The sequence below is a fragment of the Pseudomonas entomophila genome (assembly GCF_023277925.1).
In the GTDB taxonomy this organism is placed as follows: domain Bacteria; phylum Pseudomonadota; class Gammaproteobacteria; order Pseudomonadales; family Pseudomonadaceae; genus Aquipseudomonas; species Aquipseudomonas entomophila_D.
Genome location: NZ_CP063832.1, coordinates 2280247 through 2305000, shown reverse-complemented (window position 1 = coordinate 2305000; position 24754 = coordinate 2280247). Strand labels below are relative to the sequence as shown.

General features: G+C 63.2%; 22 protein-coding genes and 2 rRNA genes (1 of these 24 cut by a window edge). 12 read left to right on the top strand and 12 right to left on the bottom strand.

Annotation, left to right across the window (positions count from 1 at the left end; genetic code table 11):
* Together IM733_RS09990 and rrf are read left to right on the top strand one after the other, a co-directional pair.
* Nucleotides 1-2172, top strand: a 23S ribosomal RNA gene (locus tag IM733_RS09990) (it extends 721 nt beyond the left edge of the window).
* Nucleotides 2173-2305: 133 nt separating this feature from the next.
* Nucleotides 2306-2421 (top strand): 5S ribosomal RNA (gene rrf, locus IM733_RS09985).
* Nucleotides 2422-2528: 107 nt separating this feature from the next.
* On the opposite strand, the gene IM733_RS09980 is transcribed toward rrf, so the two are convergent.
* Nucleotides 2529-3392 (bottom strand): universal stress protein, encoded by an 864-nt coding sequence (locus IM733_RS09980; RefSeq protein WP_248920705.1) that lies wholly within the window; start codon nt 3390-3392, stop codon nt 2529-2531.
* Between the two features lie 156 nt (nt 3393-3548).
* On the opposite strand from IM733_RS09980, the gene IM733_RS09975 reads away from it, so the two are divergent.
* Nucleotides 3549-4166, top strand: coding sequence for a tRNA-(ms[2]io[6]A)-hydroxylase (locus tag IM733_RS09975; RefSeq protein ID WP_248920704.1), 618 nt, complete (start codon nt 3549-3551; stop codon nt 4164-4166).
* Nucleotides 4167-4173: 7 nt separating this feature from the next.
* Here the strand turns inward: IM733_RS09975 and IM733_RS09970 are convergent, their stop codons facing one another.
* Entirely contained in the window at nt 4174-4494 is a 321-nt protein-coding gene (locus IM733_RS09970) for a DUF883 family protein (protein WP_248920703.1), read from the bottom strand.
* Nucleotides 4495-4623: 129 nt separating this feature from the next.
* On the opposite strand from IM733_RS09970, the gene IM733_RS09965 reads away from it, so the two are divergent.
* Both IM733_RS09965 and IM733_RS09960 read left to right on the top strand, forming a co-directional pair.
* A complete protein-coding gene (locus IM733_RS09965) occupies nt 4624-4887 on the top strand; it encodes a hypothetical protein (RefSeq protein WP_248920702.1) in 264 nt (87 codons plus the stop codon).
* Nucleotides 4888-4994: 107 nt separating this feature from the next.
* Nucleotides 4995-5918: a carbon-nitrogen hydrolase family protein gene (locus tag IM733_RS09960; protein WP_248920701.1), complete on the top strand. Its 924-nt coding sequence runs from the start codon at nt 4995-4997 to the stop codon at nt 5916-5918.
* Nucleotides 5919-5921: 3 nt separating this feature from the next.
* On the opposite strand, the gene IM733_RS09955 is transcribed toward IM733_RS09960, so the two are convergent.
* Nucleotides 5922-6392 (bottom strand): LEA type 2 family protein, encoded by a 471-nt coding sequence (locus IM733_RS09955; protein WP_248920700.1) that lies wholly within the window; start codon nt 6390-6392, stop codon nt 5922-5924.
* Between the two features lie 73 nt (nt 6393-6465).
* Entirely contained in the window at nt 6466-7356 is an 891-nt protein-coding gene (locus IM733_RS09950) for a LysR family transcriptional regulator (protein ID WP_248920699.1), read from the bottom strand.
* A gap of 102 nt (nt 7357-7458) precedes the next feature.
* On the opposite strand from IM733_RS09950, the gene IM733_RS09945 reads away from it, so the two are divergent.
* The 6 genes from IM733_RS09945 (at nt 7459) to IM733_RS09920 (ending at nt 12961) form a co-directional block, all read left to right on the top strand.
* Nucleotides 7459-8538 carry a polyamine ABC transporter substrate-binding protein gene (locus IM733_RS09945; protein ID WP_248920698.1) on the top strand — a complete coding sequence of 360 codons (1080 nt, stop codon included), beginning with the start codon at nt 7459-7461 and terminating at the stop codon, nt 8536-8538.
* A 23-nt stretch (nt 8539-8561) separates the two neighbouring features.
* Nucleotides 8562-9533, top strand: a complete 972-nt coding sequence (gene speB, locus IM733_RS09940) for an agmatinase (RefSeq protein ID WP_248920697.1) — start codon at nt 8562-8564, stop codon at nt 9531-9533.
* Nucleotides 9534-9669: 136 nt separating this feature from the next.
* Nucleotides 9670-9969, top strand: a complete 300-nt coding sequence (locus tag IM733_RS09935; protein WP_248920696.1) for a hypothetical protein — start codon at nt 9670-9672, stop codon at nt 9967-9969.
* Between the two features lie 21 nt (nt 9970-9990).
* Nucleotides 9991-11139 (top strand): PQQ-dependent sugar dehydrogenase, encoded by a 1149-nt coding sequence (locus tag IM733_RS09930; RefSeq protein WP_248920695.1) that lies wholly within the window; start codon nt 9991-9993, stop codon nt 11137-11139.
* Nucleotides 11140-11264: 125 nt separating this feature from the next.
* Complete coding sequence (gene zapE, locus IM733_RS09925; protein ID WP_248920694.1) at nt 11265-12365, top strand: cell division protein ZapE; 1101 nt, start codon at nt 11265-11267, stop codon at nt 12363-12365.
* Nucleotides 12366-12376: 11 nt separating this feature from the next.
* A complete protein-coding gene (locus IM733_RS09920) occupies nt 12377-12961 on the top strand; it encodes a DinB family protein (protein WP_248920693.1) in 585 nt (194 codons plus the stop codon).
* A 34-nt stretch (nt 12962-12995) separates the two neighbouring features.
* Here the strand turns inward: IM733_RS09920 and IM733_RS09915 are convergent, their stop codons facing one another.
* The 5 genes from IM733_RS09915 to yegQ form a co-directional block, all read right to left on the bottom strand.
* On the bottom strand, nt 12996-13433 hold the full coding sequence (locus IM733_RS09915; RefSeq protein ID WP_248920692.1) for a YqaA family protein: 438 nt from the start codon (nt 13431-13433) through the stop codon (nt 12996-12998).
* Nucleotides 13433-13861 carry a DUF411 domain-containing protein gene (locus tag IM733_RS09910; protein ID WP_248920691.1) on the bottom strand — a complete coding sequence of 143 codons (429 nt, stop codon included), beginning with the start codon at nt 13859-13861 and terminating at the stop codon, nt 13433-13435. Before IM733_RS09910 ends, IM733_RS09915 begins: the two co-directional genes overlap by 1 nt.
* A 148-nt stretch (nt 13862-14009) precedes the next feature.
* On the bottom strand, nt 14010-14915 hold the full coding sequence (locus IM733_RS09905) for a copper resistance protein B (RefSeq protein ID WP_248920690.1): 906 nt from the start codon (nt 14913-14915) through the stop codon (nt 14010-14012).
* Nucleotides 14908-16644, bottom strand: a complete 1737-nt coding sequence (locus IM733_RS09900; protein WP_248920689.1) for a copper resistance system multicopper oxidase — start codon at nt 16642-16644, stop codon at nt 14908-14910. Before IM733_RS09900 ends, IM733_RS09905 begins: the two co-directional genes overlap by 8 nt.
* Before the next feature lie 79 nt (nt 16645-16723).
* Nucleotides 16724-18058, bottom strand: coding sequence for a tRNA 5-hydroxyuridine modification protein YegQ (gene yegQ / locus IM733_RS09895; RefSeq protein ID WP_248920688.1), 1335 nt, complete (start codon nt 18056-18058; stop codon nt 16724-16726).
* 124 nt (nt 18059-18182) lie between these two features.
* Here yegQ and IM733_RS09890 point away from each other — a divergent pair, with 124 nt between their 5' ends.
* Nucleotides 18183-19247: an AI-2E family transporter gene (locus IM733_RS09890; RefSeq protein WP_248920687.1), complete on the top strand. Its 1065-nt coding sequence runs from the start codon at nt 18183-18185 to the stop codon at nt 19245-19247.
* 203 nt (nt 19248-19450) lie between these two features.
* On the opposite strand, the gene IM733_RS09885 is transcribed toward IM733_RS09890, so the two are convergent.
* The 3 genes from IM733_RS09885 to nuoM all read right to left on the bottom strand — a co-directional run bounded on the left by IM733_RS09885 (nt 19451) and on the right by nuoM (nt 24743).
* Complete coding sequence (locus tag IM733_RS09885; protein ID WP_248920686.1) at nt 19451-21532, bottom strand: TonB-dependent receptor family protein; 2082 nt, start codon at nt 21530-21532, stop codon at nt 19451-19453.
* Between the two features lie 201 nt (nt 21533-21733).
* Nucleotides 21734-23203: an NADH-quinone oxidoreductase subunit NuoN gene (gene nuoN, locus IM733_RS09880; protein WP_011534624.1), complete on the bottom strand. Its 1470-nt coding sequence runs from the start codon at nt 23201-23203 to the stop codon at nt 21734-21736.
* A 7-nt stretch (nt 23204-23210) separates the two neighbouring features.
* Nucleotides 23211-24743, bottom strand: a complete 1533-nt coding sequence (gene nuoM, locus IM733_RS09875) for an NADH-quinone oxidoreductase subunit M (protein ID WP_248920685.1) — start codon at nt 24741-24743, stop codon at nt 23211-23213.
* Nucleotides 24744-24754 lie beyond the last annotated feature (11 nt).

Genomic DNA, 24754 nt, shown 5'->3' with positions numbered 1-24754 from the left:
ACCGAACCGACTACCGTTGAAAAGTTAGCGGATGACCTGTGGATCGGAGTGAAAGGCTAATCAAGCTCGGAGATAGCTGGTTCTCCTCGAAAGCTATTTAGGTAGCGCCTCATGTATCACTGTAGGGGGTAGAGCACTGTTTCGGCTAGGGGGTCATCCCGACTTACCAAACCGATGCAAACTCCGAATACCTACAAGTGCCGAGCATGGGAGACACACGGCGGGTGCTAACGTCCGTCGTGAAAAGGGAAACAACCCAGACCGTCAGCTAAGGTCCCAAAGTCATGGTTAAGTGGGAAACGATGTGGGAAGGCTTAGACAGCTAGGAGGTTGGCTTAGAAGCAGCCACCCTTTAAAGAAAGCGTAATAGCTCACTAGTCGAGTCGGCCTGCGCGGAAGATGTAACGGGGCTCAAACCATGCACCGAAGCTACGGGTATCACCTTTGGTGATGCGGTAGAGGAGCGTTCTGTAAGCCTGTGAAGGTGAGTTGAGAAGCTTGCTGGAGGTATCAGAAGTGCGAATGCTGACATGAGTAACGACAATGCGAGTGAAAAACTCGCACGCCGAAAGACCAAGGTTTCCTGCGCAACGTTAATCGACGCAGGGTTAGTCGGTCCCTAAGGCGAGGCTGAAAAGCGTAGTCGATGGAAAACAGGTTAATATTCCTGTACTTCCAGTTATTGCGATGGAGGGACGGAGAAGGCTAGGCCAGCTTGGCGTTGGTTGTCCAAGTTTAAGGTGGTAGGCTGAAATCTTAGGCAAATCCGGGATTTCAAGGCCGAGAGCTGATGACGAGTGCTCATTAGAGCGCGAAGTGGTTGATGCCATGCTTCCAAGAAAAGCTCCTAAGCTTCAGATAACTGGGAACCGTACCCCAAACCGACACAGGTGGTTAGGTAGAGAATACCAAGGCGCTTGAGAGAACTCGGGTGAAGGAACTAGGCAAAATGGCACCGTAACTTCGGGAGAAGGTGCGCCGGTGAGGGTGAAGCACTTGCTGCGTAAGCCCACGCCGGTCGAAGATACCAGGCCGCTGCGACTGTTTATTAAAAACACAGCACTCTGCAAACACGAAAGTGGACGTATAGGGTGTGACGCCTGCCCGGTGCCGGAAGGTTAATTGATGGGGTTAGCGCAAGCGAAGCTCTTGATCGAAGCCCCGGTAAACGGCGGCCGTAACTATAACGGTCCTAAGGTAGCGAAATTCCTTGTCGGGTAAGTTCCGACCTGCACGAATGGCGTAACGATGGCGGCGCTGTCTCCACCCGAGACTCAGTGAAATTGAAATCGCTGTGAAGATGCAGTGTATCCGCGGCTAGACGGAAAGACCCCGTGAACCTTTACTATAGCTTTGCACTGGACTTTGAGCTTGCTTGTGTAGGATAGGTGGGAGGCTTTGAAGTGGGGACGCCAGTTCTCATGGAGCCATCCTTGAAATACCACCCTGGCAACCTTGAGGTTCTAACTCAGGTCCGTTATCCGGATCGAGGACAGTGTATGGTGGGTAGTTTGACTGGGGCGGTCTCCTCCCAAAGAGTAACGGAGGAGTACGAAGGTGCGCTCAGACCGGTCGGAAATCGGTCGTAGAGTATAAAGGCAAAAGCGCGCTTGACTGCGAGACAAACACGTCGAGCAGGTACGAAAGTAGGTCTTAGTGATCCGGTGGTTCTGTATGGAAGGGCCATCGCTCAACGGATAAAAGGTACTCCGGGGATAACAGGCTGATACCGCCCAAGAGTTCATATCGACGGCGGTGTTTGGCACCTCGATGTCGGCTCATCACATCCTGGGGCTGAAGCCGGTCCCAAGGGTATGGCTGTTCGCCATTTAAAGTGGTACGCGAGCTGGGTTTAGAACGTCGTGAGACAGTTCGGTCCCTATCTGCCGTGGACGTTTGAGATTTGAGAGGGGCTGCTCCTAGTACGAGAGGACCGGAGTGGACGAACCTCTGGTGTTCCGGTTGTCACGCCAGTGGCATTGCCGGGTAGCTATGTTCGGAAGAGATAACCGCTGAAAGCATCTAAGCGGGAAACTTGCCTCAAGATGAGATCTCACTGGAGCCTTGAGCTCCCTGAAGGGCCGTCGAAGACTACGACGTTGATAGGTTGGGTGTGTAAGCGCTGTGAGGCGTTGAGCTAACCAATACTAATTGCCCGTGAGGCTTGACCATATAACACCCAAGCAATTTGCTCATGCGAATTGCGGTGGTGAAGACGAAACGAACCGAAAGTTCGCGACAAACCACAAGATCACATATCCGAATTGGCTGGAGTATCCATCTGGATCTTCTGGCAACAGAATTTCTTGACGACCATAGAGCATTGGAACCACCTGATCCCATCCCGAACTCAGCAGTGAAACGATGCATCGCCGATGGTAGTGTGGGGTTTCCCCATGTGAGAGTAGGTCATCGTCAAGATTCATTTCGCAAAACCCCTATCTGCGCGAGCAGGTAGGGGTTTTGTCTTTGCGCGATCGAAACGCGACCCCCGTAGGCGCCGGCAACGCCGGCTCCTACGGGGGCGTTCAGCCTCGTGCCAACTCCGCCAAGTGTGCTGTCGCTTCTTCGCTCTTGAGCACCAGCACGTCACCCTCCAGCGAGTCCAGCACGACCTCTGCGGTATTGCCAATCAGGGCCCCGGAAATCCCAGTGCGCGCCACGGTACCAATGATGGTCACCACGGCATCACACTGTTTCTCGGTGTAAGGAATCAGTACATCCGCAGGCCCTTCGGCGATATGCAGGCGATCATCACTGACATCGAACTCCGCCTGGAACGCCTTGCAAGCCTCGCGATAGCGCTGCTCGATGGTCTCGGTGAGCTGGTACACCGGGTCGGACGCCGACAGCATTGGGGAGGGGTGGGCACTGATGACGTGCAGCTCACCCTTGGCCAGGCTGGCAATGGCATACCCATGGTCGATGATACTGGCGTGCAACCGGCGATGATTTTCGTCCTGGTTGCCTACATCCACGGCCGCGAGGATCTTGCCGCCCATCCAGGGCCGCTCACTCTTGACCATCAGCACCGCGCATGGGCACTGGCGCAACAGCTTCCAGTCATTAGGCGTCAACAGTGCCTTGCGTAGGGGGTTGTCCGGTCGATGCTCCTTGATCACCAGTTCACAGCCTTCCGCCTGCTGCACATGGATGATTGATTCGTGCAAGTTTTCCTTCCAATGCTGCTCATGGGTGACATTGTCATAGCCATCATCATGCAACTGGCTGCTCAGCAAGCTGAGCAGTGCACTATGGTCGTGCTTGTAGTCGCACATGAGCAGATGCAGGCGGGCACCGGTCACGCCGGCAATCAGTTTTGCCCGGGTCAGGGCACGGCTGTGGGCGTGTTCAGGGTCGAGTACGACGAGGATACTGCGGACAGCTTGCATGGGCGTGAACTCCCTTCTGAATGGCGGCCAATGCCTGACTATAGACGGCGCTCCTCCTGTCGCCGGTTGACATGCATCAAGCATAGTCACTGGCACTCGGCGCTGCCGCCGGTATAATCGCCGATCCTGCCAGTGTCCTGTGTGATTGTGAGTGTTATGTCCCTGATTCCCGAAATCGACGCCTTCCTGGGCTGCCGTACCCCTGACGCCTGGATCGAGGCGGCGCTGGCCGACCAGGAAACCTTGCTGATCGATCACAAGAACTGTGAGTTCAAGGCCGCGAGCACGGCATTGAGCCTGATCGCCAAGTACAACACCCACCTCGACCTGATCAACATGATGTCGCGCCTGGCCCGCGAAGAACTTGTGCACCACGAGCAGGTGCTACGGTTGATGAAGCGTCGTGGCGTGCCGTTGCGCCCGGTGTCGGCTGGGCGCTATGCCTCAGGCCTGCGCCGGCTGGTAAGGGCCCATGAGCCAGTCAAGCTGGTGGACACGTTGGTGGTGGGGGCCTTCATCGAGGCGCGCAGCTGCGAGCGCTTCGCCGCGCTGGTGCCGCACCTCGACGAGGAACTCGGCACTTTCTATCACGGGCTGCTCAAGAGTGAGGCGCGCCATTACCAGGGCTACCTGAAGTTGGCCCACCACTACGGCGAGGAGGCGGATATCGCCCGTGTCGTCGAATCGGTGCGGGAAGCGGAAGCGCAGCTGATCATGTCACCCGATCAGGAACTGCGCTTCCACAGCGGTATCCCGATGGCACTGGCCGCCTGACCGGCGTTTACTGTCGACGGCCCAGCAGCAGGCCGATCACCAGGCCGAAGCCTGCGGAGATCGCGACGGTTTGCCAGGGATGCCCGCCAATGTACTCCTGGGTGGCGTCGACCACCGGCTGGGCCCGTTGCCCCAGCCTGCCGGTGGCATCGCGCGCCTGGCGCAGTTTCAAGCCGAGCTGGGCGCGGAGGGTGTCGGCATCCTCGCCGACCAGTGAAACACTATCGGTGAGCAGTTTCTCCGACTCCTCGATCAACGCCTGCAGCTCGCTGAACACCTGGTCCTTGATCTGTTCATTGTCGTTTGATGCGGCGGTTTTCCTGGCCATGTACACATCCTCGTGGCGAGTGGGGTTGAACAGTGGATACCGCCGTGCCGGGAAAGTTGCAGTGGCTTACCCGTGCCCAGCCGCTAGCGTGTAAGATAGCGCCCATTTTTCAGCGGCAGGTATTACCCCATGAGTTTCAATCTGGCCAACATGAGCTTCCAGGAACGGGCACAGATCGAGGCGGAAAAGGCGCGTCTGTTCGAATACTGGCAGAGCAACCTTGGCAAGGCCAAGGGCGAGGCTGCGAGGCTGATCGCGGAAAAACCGCGGCGCAAGAGCAAATGGGCCGAATGGGTGCGCGCCGAACTGGAAGGCATGTCGCCACCTGAGTTCACCCAACTGGTGCGCAGCGAAGTCAACAAGATGATGGCTGCCGCCAACGCCAGCCGCTGAGTCAGGCGAACATCTCGCGCTGCATCAGTGGGTCCATCACGGTCCTGTTGCGCCGATAGCTGGCCTCGGAGACTCTTCCTGACTTTCCCCTGACAGGAGTTTCCAAGATGCCCAAGTCCATCGTTGCCGCCTTGCAGATCGGTTCGCTGCCCGAAGGCAAAGCTGCCACCCTGGAGCAGATCCTCAGCTACGAGCAGGCTATCCGCGAGGCCAGCGCCAGCCTGGTGGTAATGCCGGAAGCCCTGCTTGGTGGCTACCCCAAGGGGGAACGCTTCGCTACCCAGCTTGGCTACCGGCTGCCCGAGGGGCGCGAAGCCTTTGCCCGCTACTTCGCCAATGCGATCGATGTGCCCGGTAGCGAGACCGATGCCCTGGCCGGGCTGTCTGCGCGCACGGGAGCGAGCCTGGTGCTTGGGGTGATCGAACGTAGCGGCAGTACCCTGTATTGCACTGTGCTGTTCTTCGAGCCAGAAGGTGGGCTGGTGGCCAAGCATCGCAAACTGATGCCGACCGGCACCGAGCGCCTGATCTGGGGCAAGGGTGACGGTTCCACGCTGCCGGTGGTCGACGGCCGCGCCGGGCGCATTGGTGCCGCGGTCTGCTGGGAGAACTACATGCCCTTGCTGCGTACTGCCATGTATGCCAAGGGCGTGCAGCTATGGTGCGCACCGACGGTGGATGAGCGCGAGCTGTGGCAGGTGAGCATGCGCCATGTCGCGGCGGAGGGGCGCTGTTTCGTGATCAGTGCCTGCCAGGTGCAGGATTCGCCCGCGGCGCTTGGCATGGAGGTAGCCAATTGGCCAGCCGAGCGGCCGTTGATCAACGGTGGCAGCCTGATCGTCGGCCCGCTGGGCGATGTGCTGGCTGGGCCCTTGGTGGGCGCGCGAGGGCTCGTCTGTGCCGAAATCGATACCGACGAGCTGGTGCGTGCCCGTTACGACTTCGATGTGGTCGGCCACTATGCGCGGCCGGATGTCTTCGAGCTCAGCGTGGACGAACGCCCACGCCCCGGTGTGCGTTTCTTCGGCTGAGGATCACCAGCCCGCGCTTGCAGCCTTGGGCAGGTCAAGCCTGCCCTTGTCGGTGAATCGCACCGTGCCCAGCGGGCCACCGGCCAGCTTGCCGCGCAGCACATAGGGCAGGCCCTGCAGCGAATCCACGCGGCTCAGGCCATAGGCCTGACGCAGGAAGGCGAAGGCGGTGATGCTGACCGGTACCACGATCATCGCCTCGTCATAGCGGCCGATATGCCCACGCTGATCGCTTACCCCGGCAGCAAGGGGTTGGTCGTTGACCTCCAGGGTGAGGGCCACGCCGTTGAAGTCGAGCGGCGTTTCGTTGGGGTTCTGCACGCGGATCTTCACCGCCATGCGCAACTCCATGTCCTGGCCGGGCAAGGGATCGATGCCGACCACGCTGATGTTCAGCGGGTCGCGACCCTGGAACAGGGCGCAGGCATTCAGGCCAAGGGCCAACAGCAGGATCAGGCAGCAGCGCACAAGCATGGTTTTCACGGCCTTGGTTCACGGGCAAGTCGGCAGTGTGGCAAATGCACGGCGTGGTTGAAAGGGTGGCCCTTCACTCGAATACCGCCAGCAGGTCCTCGACGAATGCCAGCTGGGCCTCCCCAGGCATCTGCCCGCGATGCCGGGCCAGGGTAAACGGCACCACGAAGTCAAGCTGCGGATCCAGCGCCCTGAGCAACCCCTGTGCCTCCCAAGGCGCGGCGCAGTGCCATGGCAGGTAACCGATATGCCGACCCGAAAGGATGAACGTCAGCGCACTGTCGATCTGCTCGGCCACCGCCATGCTGTGCCGGCTTTGGAAGGGTTCACCTTGTTTGAGGAGGCGATAGGGATGGCGCACCTGATCGACTTCCAGTAGCTGATCCCGGGTGATGTCCTGCGCGTCGAACAACGGATGCGCTTTGCCGCAATAGAGCCGTTGGCGTTCGTCGAACAGTGGCACATAGTCGAATGCGGCCTGCGTGCCCGAAAAATAGCTGATTGCGCAGTCCAGGCGCTGTTCCAACAGCAGGCGCTCCAGCTCGGCGGGCGGGGCGCTGGTCAGTTCCAGCTGCACGGATTCTTCGCGCTGGCGAAAGCGGGCAACGGCCTGGGCGATGTACAGGGTGATGCGCGGGTCCTGGTTCTCGGCCAGGCCGATGCGCACCGTACCCAGCAATCGGCCGGCCATGCCATTGGCTTGCTGGCGGAACTGTTCGATCTGCAGCAACAGGCCCTGGGTCGCCTGCAGCAGCAATTCGCCTTTTTCGGTCAGGCGAAAACCGCCTTTACCTCGGCTGCATAGGCGATAGCCCAGGCGCGTTTCCAGCCGCGCCATCTGCTGGCTGATGCTGGGCTGGCTCAACCCCAGCACGCCCTGGGCGGCACTGAAGCCGCCGGCCTCGACTACAGTGACGAACAGCCGCAGCAGGTGCAGGTCCGGGTCGTGCAGTTGTCCGAGCATCACATTACTCCTGGCGAATGTCAGCTTCGCAAAGTTGCCATTTTTGCAATGTAACCCGGCAGGCATGCTGGCGGCATCCACCCTTTTGTCGAGGTGTCCGCCATGCATCGAACGTTGTGCCTGCTCTCATTGCTGCTCGCCTTGCCACTGCAAGCCGAGGAAAAGGTCGTCAACCTTTACAGCTGGGCCGACTACGTCGCCCCGCAAACCCTGGAGCGTTTCGAAAAAGAGACCGGCTACAAGGTGCGCTACGACACCTTCGATACCACCGAGGTGCTGGAGACCAAGCTGCTCACCGGCCGTAGCGGCTATGACGTCGTGGTGCCCTCGGCCACCGTGCTGGCCAGGGCGCTCAAGGCCGGCGCCTTGCAACCGCTCGACGCCCAGGCACTACCGGGCTACGCCAACCTCGACAAGGACCTGCTGGCCAAGTTGGCCGAGACCGACCCGGGCAACCGCTACGCCGTGCCCTACACCTGGGGCACCCTGGGCCTGGGGGTGAATGTCGAGGCGGTCCGCCAGCGCTTGGGGGATGTACCGCTGGACAGCCTCGACCTGTTGTTCAAGCCCGAATATGCCAGCCGCCTGAAGGATTGTGGCATCGCCATGCCCGACTCACCCCAGGAAGTGATCGGCCTGACCCTCAACTACCTCGGCAAGGACCCCTACAGCCAGAACAAGGCCGACCTGGATGCCGCCCAAACCCTGCTGCTGCAGTTGCAACCGTCGATCAGCTACGTGGCCAACGGCCGCCAGATCAACGACCTGGCCAACGGCAGTGTCTGCCTGGCGCTGACCTATAACGGTGACGCGGCCATGGCCGCCGACCAGGCGCGCCGTGCAGGCAAGCCATTCGAGCTGATCTATCGCATCCCCCGCGAGGGCACGCTGGTGTGGCAAGACAACCTGGTGATCCCCAAGGACGCTCCGCACCCTGAGGCTGCCCGCGCCTTCATCGCATTCATGCTGCGCCCCGATTCGGTGGCGGCGCTGACCAACACGCTGTTCTTCGCCAATGCCAATCAGGCTGCCACGCCGCTGGTGGACGACGCGATCCGCAACGACCCGGACATCTACCCGTCTGCCGAAGTGCGCCAACGGCTGTTCGCCGACCGCAGCATGGCGCTATCCGACTTGCGCCAGCGTAACCGCTTGTGGACCGCCTTCCGCAGCCGTCAGTAACTAATCACAACAGGAGACAGACCGTGGATCTCGCTCAGGAAAACGACCAGGCCATTACCCGCGACAGCCTTTACGGCACGGCCGCCGAGAGCACCTATGCCGGTATTACAAGTTTCTCGCGGCGCCGCTACAGCCGAGACCTGTGCGGTGTCGATGTGGTAGTCAGCGGTGTACCGTTCGACACCGCCACCAGCAACCGTCCGGGTGCGCGCTTCGGGCCGCGGGCCATCCGCGCGGCCTCGGTGCAGCAGGCCTGGGCCCGGCACTGGCCTTGGGCGTTCGACCCCTTCGACCACCTGGCGGTGATCGACTATGGCGACTGCGCGTTCGACAGCGGTACACCAGCGTCGGTGCCCGGCAGCATCCTGGCCCATGCCGAGCGCATCCTCGATGCCGGTTGCGCCATGCTTACCCTCGGTGGCGACCATTTCATCAGCTACCCGCTGCTCAAGGCCCATGCTCGCCACCATGGCCCGCTGGCGTTGATCCACTTCGACGCGCACAGTGATACCTGGCCGGACGAGCAGGGCAAGCGCATCGATCACGGCACCATGTTCTGGCATGCCGCCCGGGAAGGGCTGGTGGATCCGGCGCATTCGGTGCAGATCGGCCTGCGCACCACCAACGACGACAGCCAGGGCTTCGCCATCCTCGATGCGCGACAGGTGCACCGCCAGGGCACCGAGGCGATCGTCGCGGCGATTCGCCAGCGGGTTGGCGAGCGGCCGGTGTACCTGACGTTCGACATCGACTGCCTGGACCCGGCCTACGCGCCTGGTACCGGTACGCCGGTCTGTGGCGGCCTGAGCACGGTGCAGGCGCTGGAGATCCTGGGAGGGTTGCGCGGGATCAACCTGGTGGGGATGGACCTGGTGGAGGTGGCGCCGGCCTACGACCACGCCGATATCACCGCCTTGGCGGGGGCGACGCTGGCGATGGAGATGCTGTGCCTGTATGCGGCGCGGCACAAGGTGGACAAGGCGGGGGCGATTTAACAGCGGTTCGCCGGCAAGCCGGCTCCTGCGGGGGAGAGGGTTGAAACATCGAGAATTATCTCGACGGTTGCATCGAACCCCGCGCGCCTTAGGCTATCCAACGCTGAGGCGCGCCTTTTCGTAGCGGAGGTGAAGCATGAATCCCACATTCACGACCCTGGCCCTCGGCATGCTGCTGGCCTTGCCGCCGGCGGTACTGGCCGCCAACGACAGCAACAACCCCTACAACAGCCCGATCATGCGCGCCAACCCCAATAGCCGGCAGGGCAGCGTGCCCGCCACGCCTCCCGTGCCCGGCGCCTCCACCCAGCCGATTCCACGCCCACCGACACTCGATAATCGCGGCATCGGCAATGGCGAGAACCTGCGCCGCCAACAGCAGACGCCGAACCTGGAACCCACCCGGCCACCGCGCGACTCGCAACGCGTGCCCTGAGCCCTTTCGAAGGAATCGAACATGATGCGACGTAGCTGGTTGACCACCCTGGCCGCTGCCAGCCTGTTTCCCCTGCTGGCCCAGGCCGCGCCCGAGCAGCAGTTTCCCAGCGAGGAGGGGCAGTTGACTGTCAGCACCCTGGCCGACGGCCTGCGCAACCCTTGGGCGCTGGTGTTCCTGCCGGATGGCAAGGGCATGCTGGTCACCGAGCGGCCGGGCAACCTGCGCGTCGTGAGCACGGACGGCAAGGTCGGGCCGCCGCTCTCCGGCGTGCCCAAGGTCTGGGCCGAAGGGCAGGGAGGGCTGCTCGATGTCGTCCTGTCGCCGGACTTCGCCAAGGATCGCACGGTGTATTTGTCGTTCGCCGAGGCAGGTAGCGACGGTAAGGCCGGTACTGCGGTTGGCCGTGGCCAGCTTTCACAGGATCTGGCGCGTATCGAGCATTTCACGGTGATCTTCCGCCAGCAGCCCAAGCTGTCCGAGGGCAACCACTTTGGCTCGCGCCTGGTGTTCGACCGCGATGGCTACCTGTTCATTGCCCTGGGCGAGAACAACCAGCGCCCCACGGCGCAGGACCTGGACAAGCTGCAGGGCAAGATCGTGCGTCTGCTGCCCGATGGCGAAATCCCCAAGGACAACCCTTTCGTCGGCCGTGACAATGTGCGTCCGGAGATCTGGTCGTTCGGCCACCGCAACCAGCAGGGCGCGGCGCTCAACCCCTGGACCGGCAAGCTGTGGACCCACGAGCATGGCCCGCGTGGCGGTGATGAGATCAACATTCCCGAGCCGGGCAAGAACTATGGCTGGCCGATCGCGACCCATGGCATCAACTACTCGCTGCTGCCGATTCCAGAGGCAAAGGGCAAGCACGTCGATGGCATGGTCGACCCACACCACGTGTGGGAGAAATCGCCGGGTATCAGTGGCATGGCGTTCTATGACAGGCCGACGTTCAAGGCCTGGGATCACAACCTGTTCATCGGGGCGCTGGCGAGCCAGGAGCTGATCCGGCTGCAGCTCAAGGGTGACAAGGTGGTGCATGAAGAGCGCTTGCTGGGGGACCTGAAGGCGCGGATCCGTGATGTGCGGGTGGGGCCGGATGGGTATCTGTATGTGCTGACCGATGCCAGGGATGGAGCGTTGTTGAAGGTGGGATTGACGAAGGGCTGACGGAGATTGGCTGACTGAACCGGCCTCCTCGCCGGCAAGCCGGCTCCTGCAGGACTGGCGCTGAGCAGTACCGCGAAAAGGCAGCCACTGTCGTACCATGGTGGTTTCTTTATCGGCGCCCTGGCATGACCCCCGAATCTTTCTATCAGCAGGCCCTTGGCGAACAGGGCTACGTCCCTGATCCTGCCCAGGCCACCGCCGTCGCCGCGCTACAGGCTTGCTTCGACGCCCTGCGTACCGGTAAGCCAACCCAGGGCCTGTACCTCTGGGGCCCGGTCGGCCGTGGCAAGACCTGGCTGATGGACCTGTTCCACCGGTGTCTGGAGATGCCTGCCCGGCGCCAGCATTTCCACCACTTCATGGCCTGGGTCCACCAGCGCCTGTTCCAGCTCAATGGCACCGCCGACCCGCTCAAAGCCCTGGCGAGGGAGCTGGCCCGTGAAATTCGCGTGCTGTGCTTCGACGAATTGTTCGTCAGCGATATAGGCGATGCGATCATCCTCGGTCGCTTGTTCCAAGTGCTGTTCGACCAGGGCGTGGTGATCGTCGCCACCTCCAACCAGCCCCCCGACCAGTTGTACCGAGATGGTTTCAATCGCGAGCGCTTCCTTCCGGCGATTGCCGCTATCGAGCGACACATGCGCGTGCTGGCGGTGGCCGGGGAGCAGGACCATCGCCTGCACCCAGGAGCACACCAGCAGCGCTATTGGATCTGCGAGCGGGGGCAGCCGAGCGCATTGCAGGCGGTATTCCAGCAGTTGAGCCAGGACGATGAAGGCAACTCGCAGCCACTGCAGCTCGGTTCGCGGCAGATCCGAGTCGTGCGGTGCAGCAGGCAAGCCCTCTGGTGCCGTTTCAGCGACCTCTGCGAGCAGCCCCTGGCAGCAATGGACTTCATGGCCTTGTGCGACCGTTTTCCGGTGATCCTGGTCAGCGGCATACCGGCGTTGGGGGGCGTTCAGCAGGCCGGGCGCATCGCCCGCGGCACCGAGGATGGCGCCGCGCGGGTCGAGGCAGGGGATCGCACGCTTCCCACCCTGGCCCCCAAGGATGATAGCGTGCGCCGTTTCATCGCCCTGGTCGATGAATGCTACGACCGCCGGGTGGCCTTGTACCTGGAGGCCGAAGTTCCGCTCGAAGCGCTCTACACTCAAGGGTATCTGGCGTTCCCGTATCAACGGACCCTGAGCCGGCTACGGGAGATGCAACTGCAACGCTTCGCCTGAAGGAGCCGACCATGGAGCCGCTGTCGCATCATCTGCTGACCCAGGCCTACAACAATGGCTGGGCCAACCACCGCCTGTACAAGGCTTGCCTACAACTGACCCAGGACGAATTCGTCGCCCCCCGTTGCAGCTTTTTCCCCTCGATCAAGGCCACCCTCAACCACCTGCTGACGGTGGACTGGTTCTACCTCGACGCACTGGAGTGCGAGCATCGCGGCGAGGCGCCGGATCCAGACGGCGAGCGCTTCTTCCAGCCGGAACAGCCTTTTGCTACCTGCACCGATCTGCAGGCCCAGCAGGCCCAGGCCGACCAGCGGTTGATCGCCTATTGCCGGCAGTTGAACGACGACCAGCTGGCGCGTTACGTGAGCATCGTACGGCGGGACAGGGTGCAGCGCGAACGGCGGTTGCGACTGTTGTCACACCTGTTCGAGCACCAGATCCATCATCGCGGGCAGGTGCACGCGATGCTCAGTGATACGGCGGTGAAGCCTCCGCAACTGGATGAGTTCTTCTGCGAGGAGGAGGCTGGGTTACGGGCCATCGATTTTGCCGAGCTGGGCTGGAGCGAGGCGCAGATATGGACGCTGCAGTAGGCGCCGGCTTGCCGGCGAACAGGGCACCTGGATGTCAGGCAATGTGGAACCAGCCCAGGGTCATCATCGCCACCACGACATAACGCCCACCCTTGGCCAGGGTGACAAGCAGCACGAAGCGCCAGAACGGCTCGCGCATGATGCCGGCGATCAGCGTCAGCGGATCGCCGATCAACGGCATCCAGCTCAACAATAAAGACCACTGTCCCCAACGCTGGTAGCGCTGCTGGGCGCGCGCAAGCTGGTTGGCGCTGAACGGGAACCATCGACGATCGCGCAAGTGCTCGATGGCCCGCCCCAGCACCCAGTTGACGATGGACCCCAGCACGTTGCCCAGGGTAGCGACCAGCAGCAAGGTCGCCCAGGCATGGGGATCGCGGATCAGCAGCCCGACCAGCACGGCCTCGGATTGCAGCGGCAGCAGGGTGGCGGCGCCAAAGGCGCTGAGGAACAGCGCCCAGAGACTGAGCATCAGTAGGTGGCGACCACGGTGTCCTGGTCGTCATGGGTCACGCCGATGACCTGGTAGGCATCTTTGTGATCACCCATCTCCATGCCCGGCGAGCCCATGGGCATGCCCGGCACCGCGATGCCCTTGAGATCATTGCGCTTGGCCAGCAGGCGTACTTGCTCGGCTGGCACATGGCCCTCGACGAACTTGCCGTCGATCACCCCGGTGTGGCAGGAGGCCAGGCGTGGCGCGACTCCCAGGCGTTGCTTGACCGCGCTCATGTTTGGTTCGACGTGGTCATTGACGGTGAAACCGTTATCGCCAAGGTGCTTGATCCATTCCTTGCAGCAGCCGCAGTTGGGGTCGCGGTACACATCAATGGTCTCGGCGGCCTGGGCCAGGCCGGTGATGGCCAGCAGGCCGAGGGTGAGCAGGTGTTTGCGCAGCATGGAGGAGCTCCTGTGAAACAAAACAAATCGTGTTGACTCAGCGCCGGCCCGGTAGGAGCGGCTTCAGCCGCGATCACCCGCAAAGCGGGTGCCACTTACCGCGGTGCCTGCATCGCGGCTAAAGCTCCTACAAGGGCGGCACCGAGTTTTAGAAGCGAAGTCGGACCCCGGCCACCAAGCGGGTTTGGCCGATGTCCTCGCCGTCCTCCCGGGCCTGGTCGGCGCGGTTGCCGTGCAGGCGATTGAAGCTGACGCCGACGTAGGGTGCGAATGCGCGGGTGATCTCGTAGCGCAGGCGCAGGCCCACTTCGCTCTCGGCCAGGCCCGAGCCTTGTTCGCGCCCGGGGTCGTTGCGCCCGAAGAAGTTGGCCTCGACGGTGGGCTCGAGGCCCCAGCGGTTGGTCAGCAGCATAGCGTAACCGGCCTCCAGGCGCAGCGCGGTCTGCTGTCGCTCGCCGGCATAGGCGGTTGCCTCCAGCTCCAGGCCGTAGAGCGGCATGCCTTGGATACCGAAAGCGGCCCAGGTCTGGCCGCTGGCGGGCTTGAAATCCTGGCGCACACCGCCGACCAGCCCCCACCAGGGGCTGATGGCATGGCCCCAGAGCGCCTGCAGTTCAGCCTTGTGGGTCTTGCCTTGTTCCCGCTCACCCTCACTGCGCAGCCACAGGCGGTCGATATCACCCCCGACCCAGGCGGTGGCGTTCCAGTTCACGGCGCTGCTGCTTTCGAAGTTCTGGTATTCCAGCTGGTCGACGATCACCGCCCAGTGGGTTGCCCGATCGTGCACCTGATGCCCTGGCAGCGGCGGGAATGCGGCGCGGCGGTCGGCGTCGGTGATCGCTGGCAGCGGTGTGCGCGGTTGGCTCGGGGGCGCCGCTGCGTGGTTCATCTGGCTGTGGTCCATGGGCATGGCACCGTGATTCATCTGGCCATGGTCCATTGGCATGGCGCCATGACTCATAGGCGCCATGCCAGCGGCCAGGGCCCGTTCGCTGGCCAGCAGGGCGAGCAGCGCGACACCGGTGACGATGCGGCGGTTGCAGATCTCATTCATCGACTCGTACCTCGCGGAACATGCCGGTCTCCATGTGGTAGAGCAGGTGGCAGTGGTAGGCCCAGCGGCCCAGCGCGTCGGCGCTGACGCGGTAGCTACGGCGGCTGCCGGGGGGCATGTCGATGGTGTGCTTGCGCACCAGGAAGCGCCCTTGTTCGTCCTCCAGGTCGCTCCACATGCCGTGCAGGTGGATGGGGTGGGTCATCATGGTGTCGTTGACCAGGGTGATGCGCACCCGCTCGCCGTATTTCAGCCGCAGCGGCTCGGCGTCGCTGAACTTGATGCCGTCGAACGACCAGGCGAAGCGCTCCATGTGCCCGGTCAGGTGCAGTTGGATGTCCCGTGACGGTTCGCGGCCGTCCGGGTCGGGGTAGGGGCTGCGCAGGTCGGCGTAGGTCAGCACGCGGCGGCCGTTGCCGCGCAGGCCAAGGCCGGGGTCGGCCAGGTTGGCGCGGGGGGCCATGGTCTGCATGTCCACCAGCGGGTTGTCGGTTTCGCTGGCGGGATGGCTTTGCATCATGGCCATGCCGGCCATGGTCGAGTGGTCCATGCCCGCCATGTTGCCGTGGTCCATCGCCGCCATGTTCGAGTGATCCATCTGGTCCATGCCGCCGTGCCCCATGTCGTCCATGGTCAGCACCGGGCGCGGATCCGGCTCGGGCACGGGGGCCTGCAAACCGGCCACGCGAGCCAGGGTGCCGCGGGCGAAACCGGTGCGGTCCATGCTTTGGGCGAACAGGGTGTAGGCGGGCAGATCGCCCACGGTCACCAGCACGTCGTAGGTCTCGGCCACGGCAATGCGCAGCTCGTCCACGGTCACGGGCGTCACGGCCAGGCCGTCGGCGGCGATCACCGTGAGCTTCAAGCCCGGGATGCGGAAGTCGAAGTAGGTCATCGCCGAGGCGTTGATCAGGCGCAGGCGCACGGTCTCGCCGGGCTGGAACAGGCAGGTGAAGTTACCGCCTGGGGGCTGGCCGTTGAGCAGGTAGGTGTAGCTGGCGGCGCTGATGTCAGCGAGGTCGGTGGGGCTCATGCGCATCTTCGCCCAGGCCCAGCGGTTGTCGAGGGCCTTGCCCCAGCCGTTTTCGGCGACATCGTCGACGAAGTCACCGACCGTGCGCTTGTGGTAGTTGAAGGCGTCGGATTGCTTTTTAAGCGTGGCCATCAACGCCTCTGGCGCTTGGTCCGACCAGTCGCTGAACAGCAGTACATGATCGCGTTGGTACTGATGGGCTTCAGGCTCGCGCGGCTCGATGACGATGGCCCCGTAAACGCCGGCCTGCTCCTGCAACCCGGAATGGCTGTGGTACCAGTAGGTGCCGCTCTGGCGCAGGGTGACTTGGTAGAGGTAGTCGCCACCGGGTTCGATGCCGGCGAAACTCAGCCCTGGCACGCCGTCCATGTTGGCCGGGAGGATGATGCCGTGCCAGTGGATCGAGGTGGGCTGGTCCAGGCGGTTGCGCACGCGCAGGGTCACGGTGTCGCCCTCGCGCCAACGCAGCTGCGGGCCGGGCAGGCTGCCATTGATGGTTTGCGCGGTGCGTGGGCGGCCGGTGATGTTGACCGGGGTCTGGCCGATGAACAGTTCGAACTGCTGGCCGCTGAGCTCGTGCAGGGGGCGCCGGCCTTCGGTGGCCTGGGCCAGTGGGCGCCAGAGGCCCAGGCCGGCGAGGGCGGTGGCGGCACCCAGGCCCTTGACGAAGGTGCGGCGGGTTGGTGTCGGTGGCATGGCGTGCTCTCGCTGTGAACGTGCCACGATCCTCGCCGCCAGCGCCTGTCAGCCAACTGAGGCGCGGATTACAGATTTGTCAGGCAGCCACCTCGTTGCTGTCCAGGTCGCGCATCAGCAGGCCGAACTCAAGCGACACCTGTTCGGGGATCGGCAGGTACACCACGTGGCCATCGCCGGGTGCCACCTCGATTGCCTGCTGCTGGCGGTCGCACAGTCGGTGCAGGTCGAAATGGTAGTTGCCGCGTGGGGTCATCAGCTCCAGATGGTCACCCACGGCGAAACGGTTCTTCACCTTGACCTCGGCCAGGCCATCGACCCGTGCCCCGGTCAGCTCACCGACGAACTGCTGGCGCTCGGACACCGAATTGCCTCGCTGGTAGTTCTGGTATTCATCGTGCACGTGGCGGCGCAGGAAGCCTTCGGTGTAGCCGCGCTGGGCAAGGGATTCAAGGTTGTCCAGCAAGCCACGGTCAAACGGTCGCCCGGCCACCGCGTCGTCGATGGCTTGGCGGTACGACTGCACGGCGCGGGCGCAGTAGAAGTGCGATTTGGTGCGCCCCTCGATCTTCAGTGAGTGCACGCCCATGTGGGTCAGGCGCTCGACGTGCTGGATCGCGCGCAGGTCCTTGGCGTTCATGATATAGGTGCCGTGCTCGTCCTCGAACGCCGGCATTTCCTCGCCTGGGCGGTTGGACTCCTGCAACAGGAACACCTGGTCGGTGGGCGCGCCGATGCCCAGTGTGGGTTCGAACTCGCGGACGATGTCGCCGGCGGCGTTCTCGGTGGCCGGGGTCGCTGCATACTTCCAGCGGCAGGCATTGGTGCAGGTGCCTTGGTTGGCGTCGCGTTTGTTCAAGTAGCCCGACAGTAGGCAGCGCCCGGAGTAGGCCATGCACAGCGCGCCGTGGACGAAGACCTCCAGCTGCATGTCCGGCACCTCCTGGCGGATCTGCTCGATTTCTTCCAGCGACAGTTCCCGTGACAGGATCACCCGGGTCAGGCCCATGCCCTGCCAGAACTTCACGCTGGCCCAGTTCACCGTGTTGGCTTGCACCGAGAGGTGGATGGGCATCTGCGGGAAGTGCTGGCGCACCAGCATGATCAGCCCGGGGTCGGACATGATCAGCGCGTCCGGGCCCATTTCGATCACTGGCGCCAGGTCCTTGAGGAAGGTTTTCAGCTTGGCGTTGTGTGGGGCGATGTTGACTACCACGTAGAACTGCTTGCCCAGGGCATGGGCCTCCTGGATGCCGAGGGCCAGGTTGGTGTGGTCGAACTCGTTGTTGCGCACCCGCAGGCTGTAGCGTGGCTGGCCGGCGTAGACCGCATCGGCGCCGTAGGCGAAGGCGTAGCGCATGGTCTTGAGGGTGCCGGCGGGGGCGAGCAGTTCGGGCTTGGCGAAGGAGGTCATGGTGCGCACCGGGGGCAAAAGGCGCGGATGCTAAGGCGGTGGCCAACAGTGGGTATTGATCTGGGTCAACGGCACTTTTGGCGATGGGCGGGGCACTAAATGGTTGAGCCCATGAGGAATGCCCATGAACGAAACAGTGTTGCAGAACAAAGCCCTGACAGTGTTGCTGGCACTGGTGACCATCGCCTTCCTGTGGATCCTGCTGCCATACGCAGGTGCGATCTTCTGGGCGGTGATCCTGGGCATTCTTTTCTCGCCCTTGCAGCGCCACCTGCTGTTGCGCTTCGGTGGGCGGCGCAACTTGGCGACGGCGACGGCACTGATGACTTGCCTGCTGATCGCCGTGCTGCCGGTGATCATCATCAGTGCGTTGCTGGTGCAGGAGGGCGCCGCGTTGTACCAGCGTATCGAGAGCGGCCAGCTGGATATTGCCGGTTATATCGAGCGTGGCAAGGACATGCTCCCGGCCTACGCCCAGCATTTTCTGGACCGCATGGGCATGGGCAACCTCGACGGCCTGCGTGACAAGATCAGCAAGTGGGCTACCCAGGGCAGCCAGTTCCTTGCGGGGCAGGCGTTCAGCTTCGGCCAGGGCACCTTCGAGTTTCTGGTGAGCTTCGGCATCATGCTCTACCTGTTGTACTTCTTCCTGCGCGAGGGGGCGGATGTCGCGCGCAAAGTGCGTCAGGCTGTACCGCTGCCCGAGCAGCAAAAGCGCCGGTTGCAGTTGAAGTTCAAGCGCGTGGTGCGCGCGACGGTCAAAGGCAACTTGCTGGTGGCGATCACCCAGGGGGCATTGGGCGGCTTGATCTTCTGGGTGCTGGATATCCCCAGCGCGCTGGTGTGGGCGGTGCTGATGGCGTTCCTGTCGCTGTTGCCGGCGGTGGGCGCAGGGATCGTCTGGGGGCCGGTGGCGGTGTATTTCCTGCTGACCGGGGCAACGTGGCGGGGGATCGTGTTGATTGCTTTCGGAGTGCTGGTGATCGGGCTGGTGGACAACTTGCTGCGGCCGATCCTGGTGGGCAAGGATACGCGGATGCCGGATTACCTGGTGCTGGTGTCGACCCTGGGTGGGCTGGCGGTGTTCGGGCTCAACGGGTTCGTGATCGGGCCGTTGATCGCGGCGTTGTTTGTGTCGAGCTGGGCGATCTTCGTGTCGGGCAAGCCGCAGGTGCAGTTGCCTTCGTGAGTGCCTTGTTCATCAGGCTGCGCTGTCTCGCAGGGCACTGAATCGTCTGTAGGAGCGGCTTCAGCCGCGATGCAGGCACCACGGTGTGCGGCACCCGCTTCGCGAGTGATCGCGGCTAAGGCCGCTCCTACACAGGTCTGACCCAATCAATGGGCTACGTTTTGTTCCTTGAGAACCGGCTAGCCGGCGAACAGGGCCAGTGATCAGCGGAAGCTGTAGGAAACCCCCGCATACACCCCGAACCCTTCCCCAGGCGTCGAGCGGGCGATGTCCTGCCCGGCGTCGTTGTACCCCGGCGTCACCGTCGCCGCATAGCGCTTGTTGGTCAGGTTGCGCAGGTCCAGCCAGGTCTGCCAGTCCTGCTTGGGCGATTCCCAGCCCAGGCGTGCGCCGAGCAGGGCATAGGCGTCGGCGTGGTAGCTGTTGGCGTAGTCCACTTGCACCTTGGACGCCATCTGCGTGTTCACCCCGGCGTAAAAACCACTTGGCCAGTCGTAGCGCAGTTCGGCCTGGTAGTAGTGCATGGGGATGCCGGGCAGGCGGTTGTCGCCGAACGTGTCGTCGTCGCGGTAGTGGAAGTCGCTGAAGGTGTAGGCTTGGCGCAGGCTGAGCTTGCCGGTACCTGGTTGTTCCCAAAGCGTGCTGTCCAGGCCGGCTTCGAGGCCTTGGTGGATAGTCGGGCTGGCATTGAACTCGCCCGTGACGGCAGGTTCAATTTCGACAGTCAGCAATTCGTGTCGTACTTGAGAGTAGTACCAGGCCAAGTCCCAGCGGCCGATCGCCGAGTCGCCACGTGTGCCCAGTTCAAGCGTTGTCGCAGTCTGATTCTGCATTTTGATGGGCTGCGTCTGGAACTGTTGGCCTTTGACTTTTGGCGAACTCCAGACAAGTGCCCACGGATGGGGTGGTTCGACCGAACGACTCAGATTGCCGTAGATCTGTAAGTCAGGCCGGATGTCATAGCGCAGGCCAACCCGTGGCGCATAGTCCCAGTCATGCTGGCTGGCCCTTCCTCCAACGGCAGGGTAGGTCACATCGCTCTCGCGACGGGTGTAGATCATCGCCAGGCCAGTGGTCAGCCAGAGATTTGGTACCAGTTCCAGGTCGTTGCCCAGGTGCAGGACGGTATCCGAGCCCTGATAGCTGAAATCGCGGGTTCGCTCGCCGACTGCCAGTGGAGCGTTGCCGGCCTCCTGTACACGAACAAATTCCGATGCACCGCTGTTGGGAAGGTGCTTGGTGGTACGCCAGCCAATGGTGGTTTTGCTCTCATGGCCGAACAACGCATCGCGGCGATGGTAATTGAGTGTACCGCTCACATCGGTGTAGGCGACTTTAAGGCGGTTGGCGCCTTCACGCAGGTCCATGGGGTAGTCGTGATAGACCAAGCCGGTTTCCAGGCGTGAGTCATCTTCCAGATAGAAAGTTGTCTTGTTTGCCAGCCAGGTGCTGCCCGGCTGGGGGCGGCTGGCGTCACGGCGCATATAAAGCGAATTGGCAGCGCGTGGGTCGTGCTTGATCTGATCCTTGGTCAGGCGCCCGGCCAGGTCGTTCTCGGTTTCCCGGTAGCGCAGGTAGAAGCGCGTCTCCAGGTTCGGGTTGAAGCGGTAGCCGACGTTGGCGGCGATGCCCTTGGCGCTGCCGCTGCTGTGGTGCTGGTAGCCGTCGTATTCAGCGTCGGTCAGGGCCACGTAGTAGTCGAGGTTGCCCAGTACCTGGCCGGAGCTGACATGCCGGCGCTGGTAGCCACGGCTGCCGGCTTCGTAGCGCACCTGCAGAGGCGCCGCATCGTAGCCGGTGTGGGTCACATAGTTGATCGCGCCGCCCAGGGCCAGCGAGCCTTGGTCGAAACCGTTGGCGCCGCGCAGCACTTCGGCGCGGCTCAGCCACAGCGGTTCGAACAGCTCGTAGGGCGTACCGCCCGGGCCGGTCAGCGGCAGGCCGTCGAACATCGTGTACACCCCGGAGCCGTGGGCGCCCGGCGCGCGGTTGATGCCCGAGCCACGGATCGACAGCTTGATGCCGTCGTTGCCCGCCGACTGGGCGAACACCCCCGGCTGGTAGGCCAGCACGTCCTGGTTGCTCGCCACTCGGCCCTGGCCCACCTTGCCCATGTCTACCAGGTTGCTGGCGCCGGGGATTTCACGCAGGTGGTCGGCAGCGGCTTCCAGTTCGGTTTGCGGTTGGTCCTGGATCAGCACCTGGTCGAGTTCGACGCGGTTGGCGGCTTGGGTTGCGCCGGCGGCGAACAGGGCCAGCAGGGAGTAGGGGAGGGTGGGGCGCATGGGGACGGGGTTCCAGATCGAGTGCGGAGTCTGACGCTGCAAAGGGCAGACGAAGCACAGTGGTCGATCTGTCATCGGTTCGCCGGCAAGCCGGCTCCTACGAGGGGTAGACGAACCACCGTAGGAGCCGGCTTGCCGGCGAACCGCACGCAAAAAAAAACACCCCGCCGAGGCGGGGTGTCTTTCACAGCATGGAACCGATCAACCGATCAGTTGCAGGCCTGCCTGCTGCACCATCTCCAGCAGCGGCTGCGGGTATACACCCAGCACGAAGGCGAGAATGGCGATTGCCAGCAGCATCACGCCACCGGTGCGCTGTTCCCACTTCAGCGGAGCATCGTGGCGACGCAGGTTCGGCTCGACCAGGTACAGGGTGACCATGACGCGCAGGTAGTAGTACACGCCGATGGCGCTGCCCAGCACCAGGGCGCCGACCAGCCACCACAGCTGCGACTCGACGCCGGTGGCGATGATGTAGAACTTGCCAATGAAGCCCGCGGTCAGCGGGATACCAGCCAGCGACAGCATCATTACGGTCAGCACCGCGGTCAGGTACGGACGGCGCCAGAACAGGCCGCGGTACTCGTACAGGGCGTCGGCGTCACGGCCAGCGTACGGCGAGGACATCAGGGTGATCACACCGAAGGCGCCGAGGCTGGTGATCACGTAGGTGACGAGATACACGCCCATGGCTTCCATGGCCAGGCCCTTGCTGGCGACCAGGGCGATCACCAGGTAGCCGAAGTGGGCGATGGACGAGTAACCCAGCAGACGCTTGAGGTTGCTCTGGGTCAGCGCCAGCAGGTTGCCGATCAGGATCGAGGCGACCGCGATCACGGCCAGCACGGTGCTCAGCACGCCGCTGCTGGCTGCAGGGGAGAGCATGAACAGGCGCACGACCACGGCGAATACCGCGACCTTGCTGGCGGTGGCCAGGAACGCGGCGACCGGCGCCGGGGCGCCTTCGTACACGTCCGGGGTCCACAGGTGGAAGGGGACCAGCGACAGCTTGAAGGCCAGGCCCACCAACATCATGCCCAGGCCCAGTTGCGCCAGCAGGCTCGGCATGCTGGTGGCGGCCAGGGCCTTGCCCAGCTGGTCGAAGGTCAGGCTGCCGGCATCGGCGTACAGCAGGGCCATGCCGAACAGCAGGAAGGCGGAACCGGCGGCCGACAGCACCATGTACTTGATGCCGGCTTCCAGCGAGCGCTTGTTGAAGAAAGCGTACGCCACCAGGCCGTAGACCGGCACCGACAGCAGCTCCAGGCCGATGAACAGGCCGGCCAGGTGGTTGGCGCTGACCAGCACCAGGCCACCCAGCGCCGACATCAGCAGCAGCAGGTACAGCTCTTCACGGTTGCCCGGGAAACCCTTGGAGCCTTCGCCGAGATACGCGTGGGCGAGGGTGACGCAGGCCAGTGTCGCCACCAGGATGATCGCCATGTACAGGCAGGCGAACTTGTCGATGGTCACCAGCGTGGTGACCGCCAGCGGCGCGACTTTAAGTGCCGGCAGGATCGACAGCAGGGCCAGGTTCAGGCCCACGGTGGACAGCAGGAAGGTCTGCGAGTGGTTGCGCTTCCAGGCGATCGCCAGCATCACCACCACCGTGGTGAGGGTGGTGATCAGCATCGGCGCCAATGCGATGAAGTGTTGAGTGGTGAATTCCATAGCGCTCTTACCGGGCCGAAGCGAGTTGAGTGAAAGCGGAACCGAGCCACTGCTGCACACCGCTCATGGTGGCGGCAGAGGTGTCCAGGAACGGCTGCGGATACACGCCCAGCAGGATCAGCAGGCCCGCCAGGCCCAGTACCATGATCAGCTCGCGACCGTCCATGCCGGCCAGCACGGTGTCGGCCTTGGCCGGGCCGAAGTAGGCGCGGTGGATCATGATCAGCGAGTAGACCGAACCGAACACCAGGCCGGTGGTGGCGATCACGGTGATCCACGGTACGTGGGCGAAGCTGCCGATCAGGATCAGGAATTCGCCGACGAAGTTGCCGGTGCCCGGCAGGCCCAGCGACGCGGCGGCGAAGAACAGGCTGATCGCAGGCAGGTAGGCGATGCGGTGCCACAGGCCACCCATCTGGCGCATGTCACGGGTGTGCAGGCGCTCATACAGCTGGCCGGCCAGGATGAACAGCGCGGCGGCCGACAGGCCGTGGGCCAGCATCTGGATCACCGCGCCTTGCAGGGCCTGCTGGCTGCCGGAGTAGATGCCGATCAGCACGAAGCCCATGTGCGAGACACTGGAGAACGCCACCAGGCGCTTGATGTCGGTCTGGGCGAAGGCCAGGAAGGCACCGTAGAAGATACCGATCAAGCCCAGGGTCATGGCGATCGGCGCGAACTCGGCCGAGGCGTTCGGGAACAGCGGCAGGGCGAAGCGCAGCAGGCCGTAGGCGGCGGTCTTCAGCAAGATACCGGCGAGGTCGACGGAACCTGCTGTCGGTGCCTGGGCGTGGGCGTCAGGCAGCCAGGAGTGGAACGGCACCACCGGCAGCTTCACCGCGAAGGCGATGAAGAAGCCCAGCATCAGCACGTACTCGACGCCGGCCGGCAGCTCGGCCTTGAGCAGGTCGCTGTAGTTGAAGGTGAGCACGCCGGTGGTGTTGTAGTTGACCAGCACCAGGCCGAGGATCGCCACCAGCATGATCAGGCCGCTGGCCTGAGTGAAGATGAAGAACTTGGTCGCCGCGTAGATTCGGGTCTTCTTGCCGTCGGCCGAGCTGTGACCCCAGAGCGCGATGAGGAAGTACATCGGCACCAGCATCATTTCCCAGAAGAAGAAGAACAGGAACAGGTCCAGGGCCAGGAACACACCGACCACGCCACCCAGGATCCACATCAGGTTGAGGTGGAAGAAGCCGACGTGGCGCTGGATCTCTTTCCACGAGCACAGCACCGACAGCACACCGAGCAGGCCGGTGAGCAGGATCATCAGCAGCGACAGGCCGTCGAGGGCCAGGTGGATGCTGATGCCGAAGCGCTTGATCCACTCGACTTTGTACTCGAGGGCCCAGGCGGGCTCCGCGCCAGGGGCGGGAGCCAGGGTGTAGTTGCCGTTCGCCCACAGCCACAGGCCGATGCCAAGCAGCAGGGACATGGTCAGCAGCGCGATCCAGCGCGGCAGGGTGGAGCCGAAGCGCTCACCCAGCCAGCACAGGAAGCCGCCGATGAAGGGGATCAGGATCAGCCAAGGCAAAATCATGACGGGTTGGT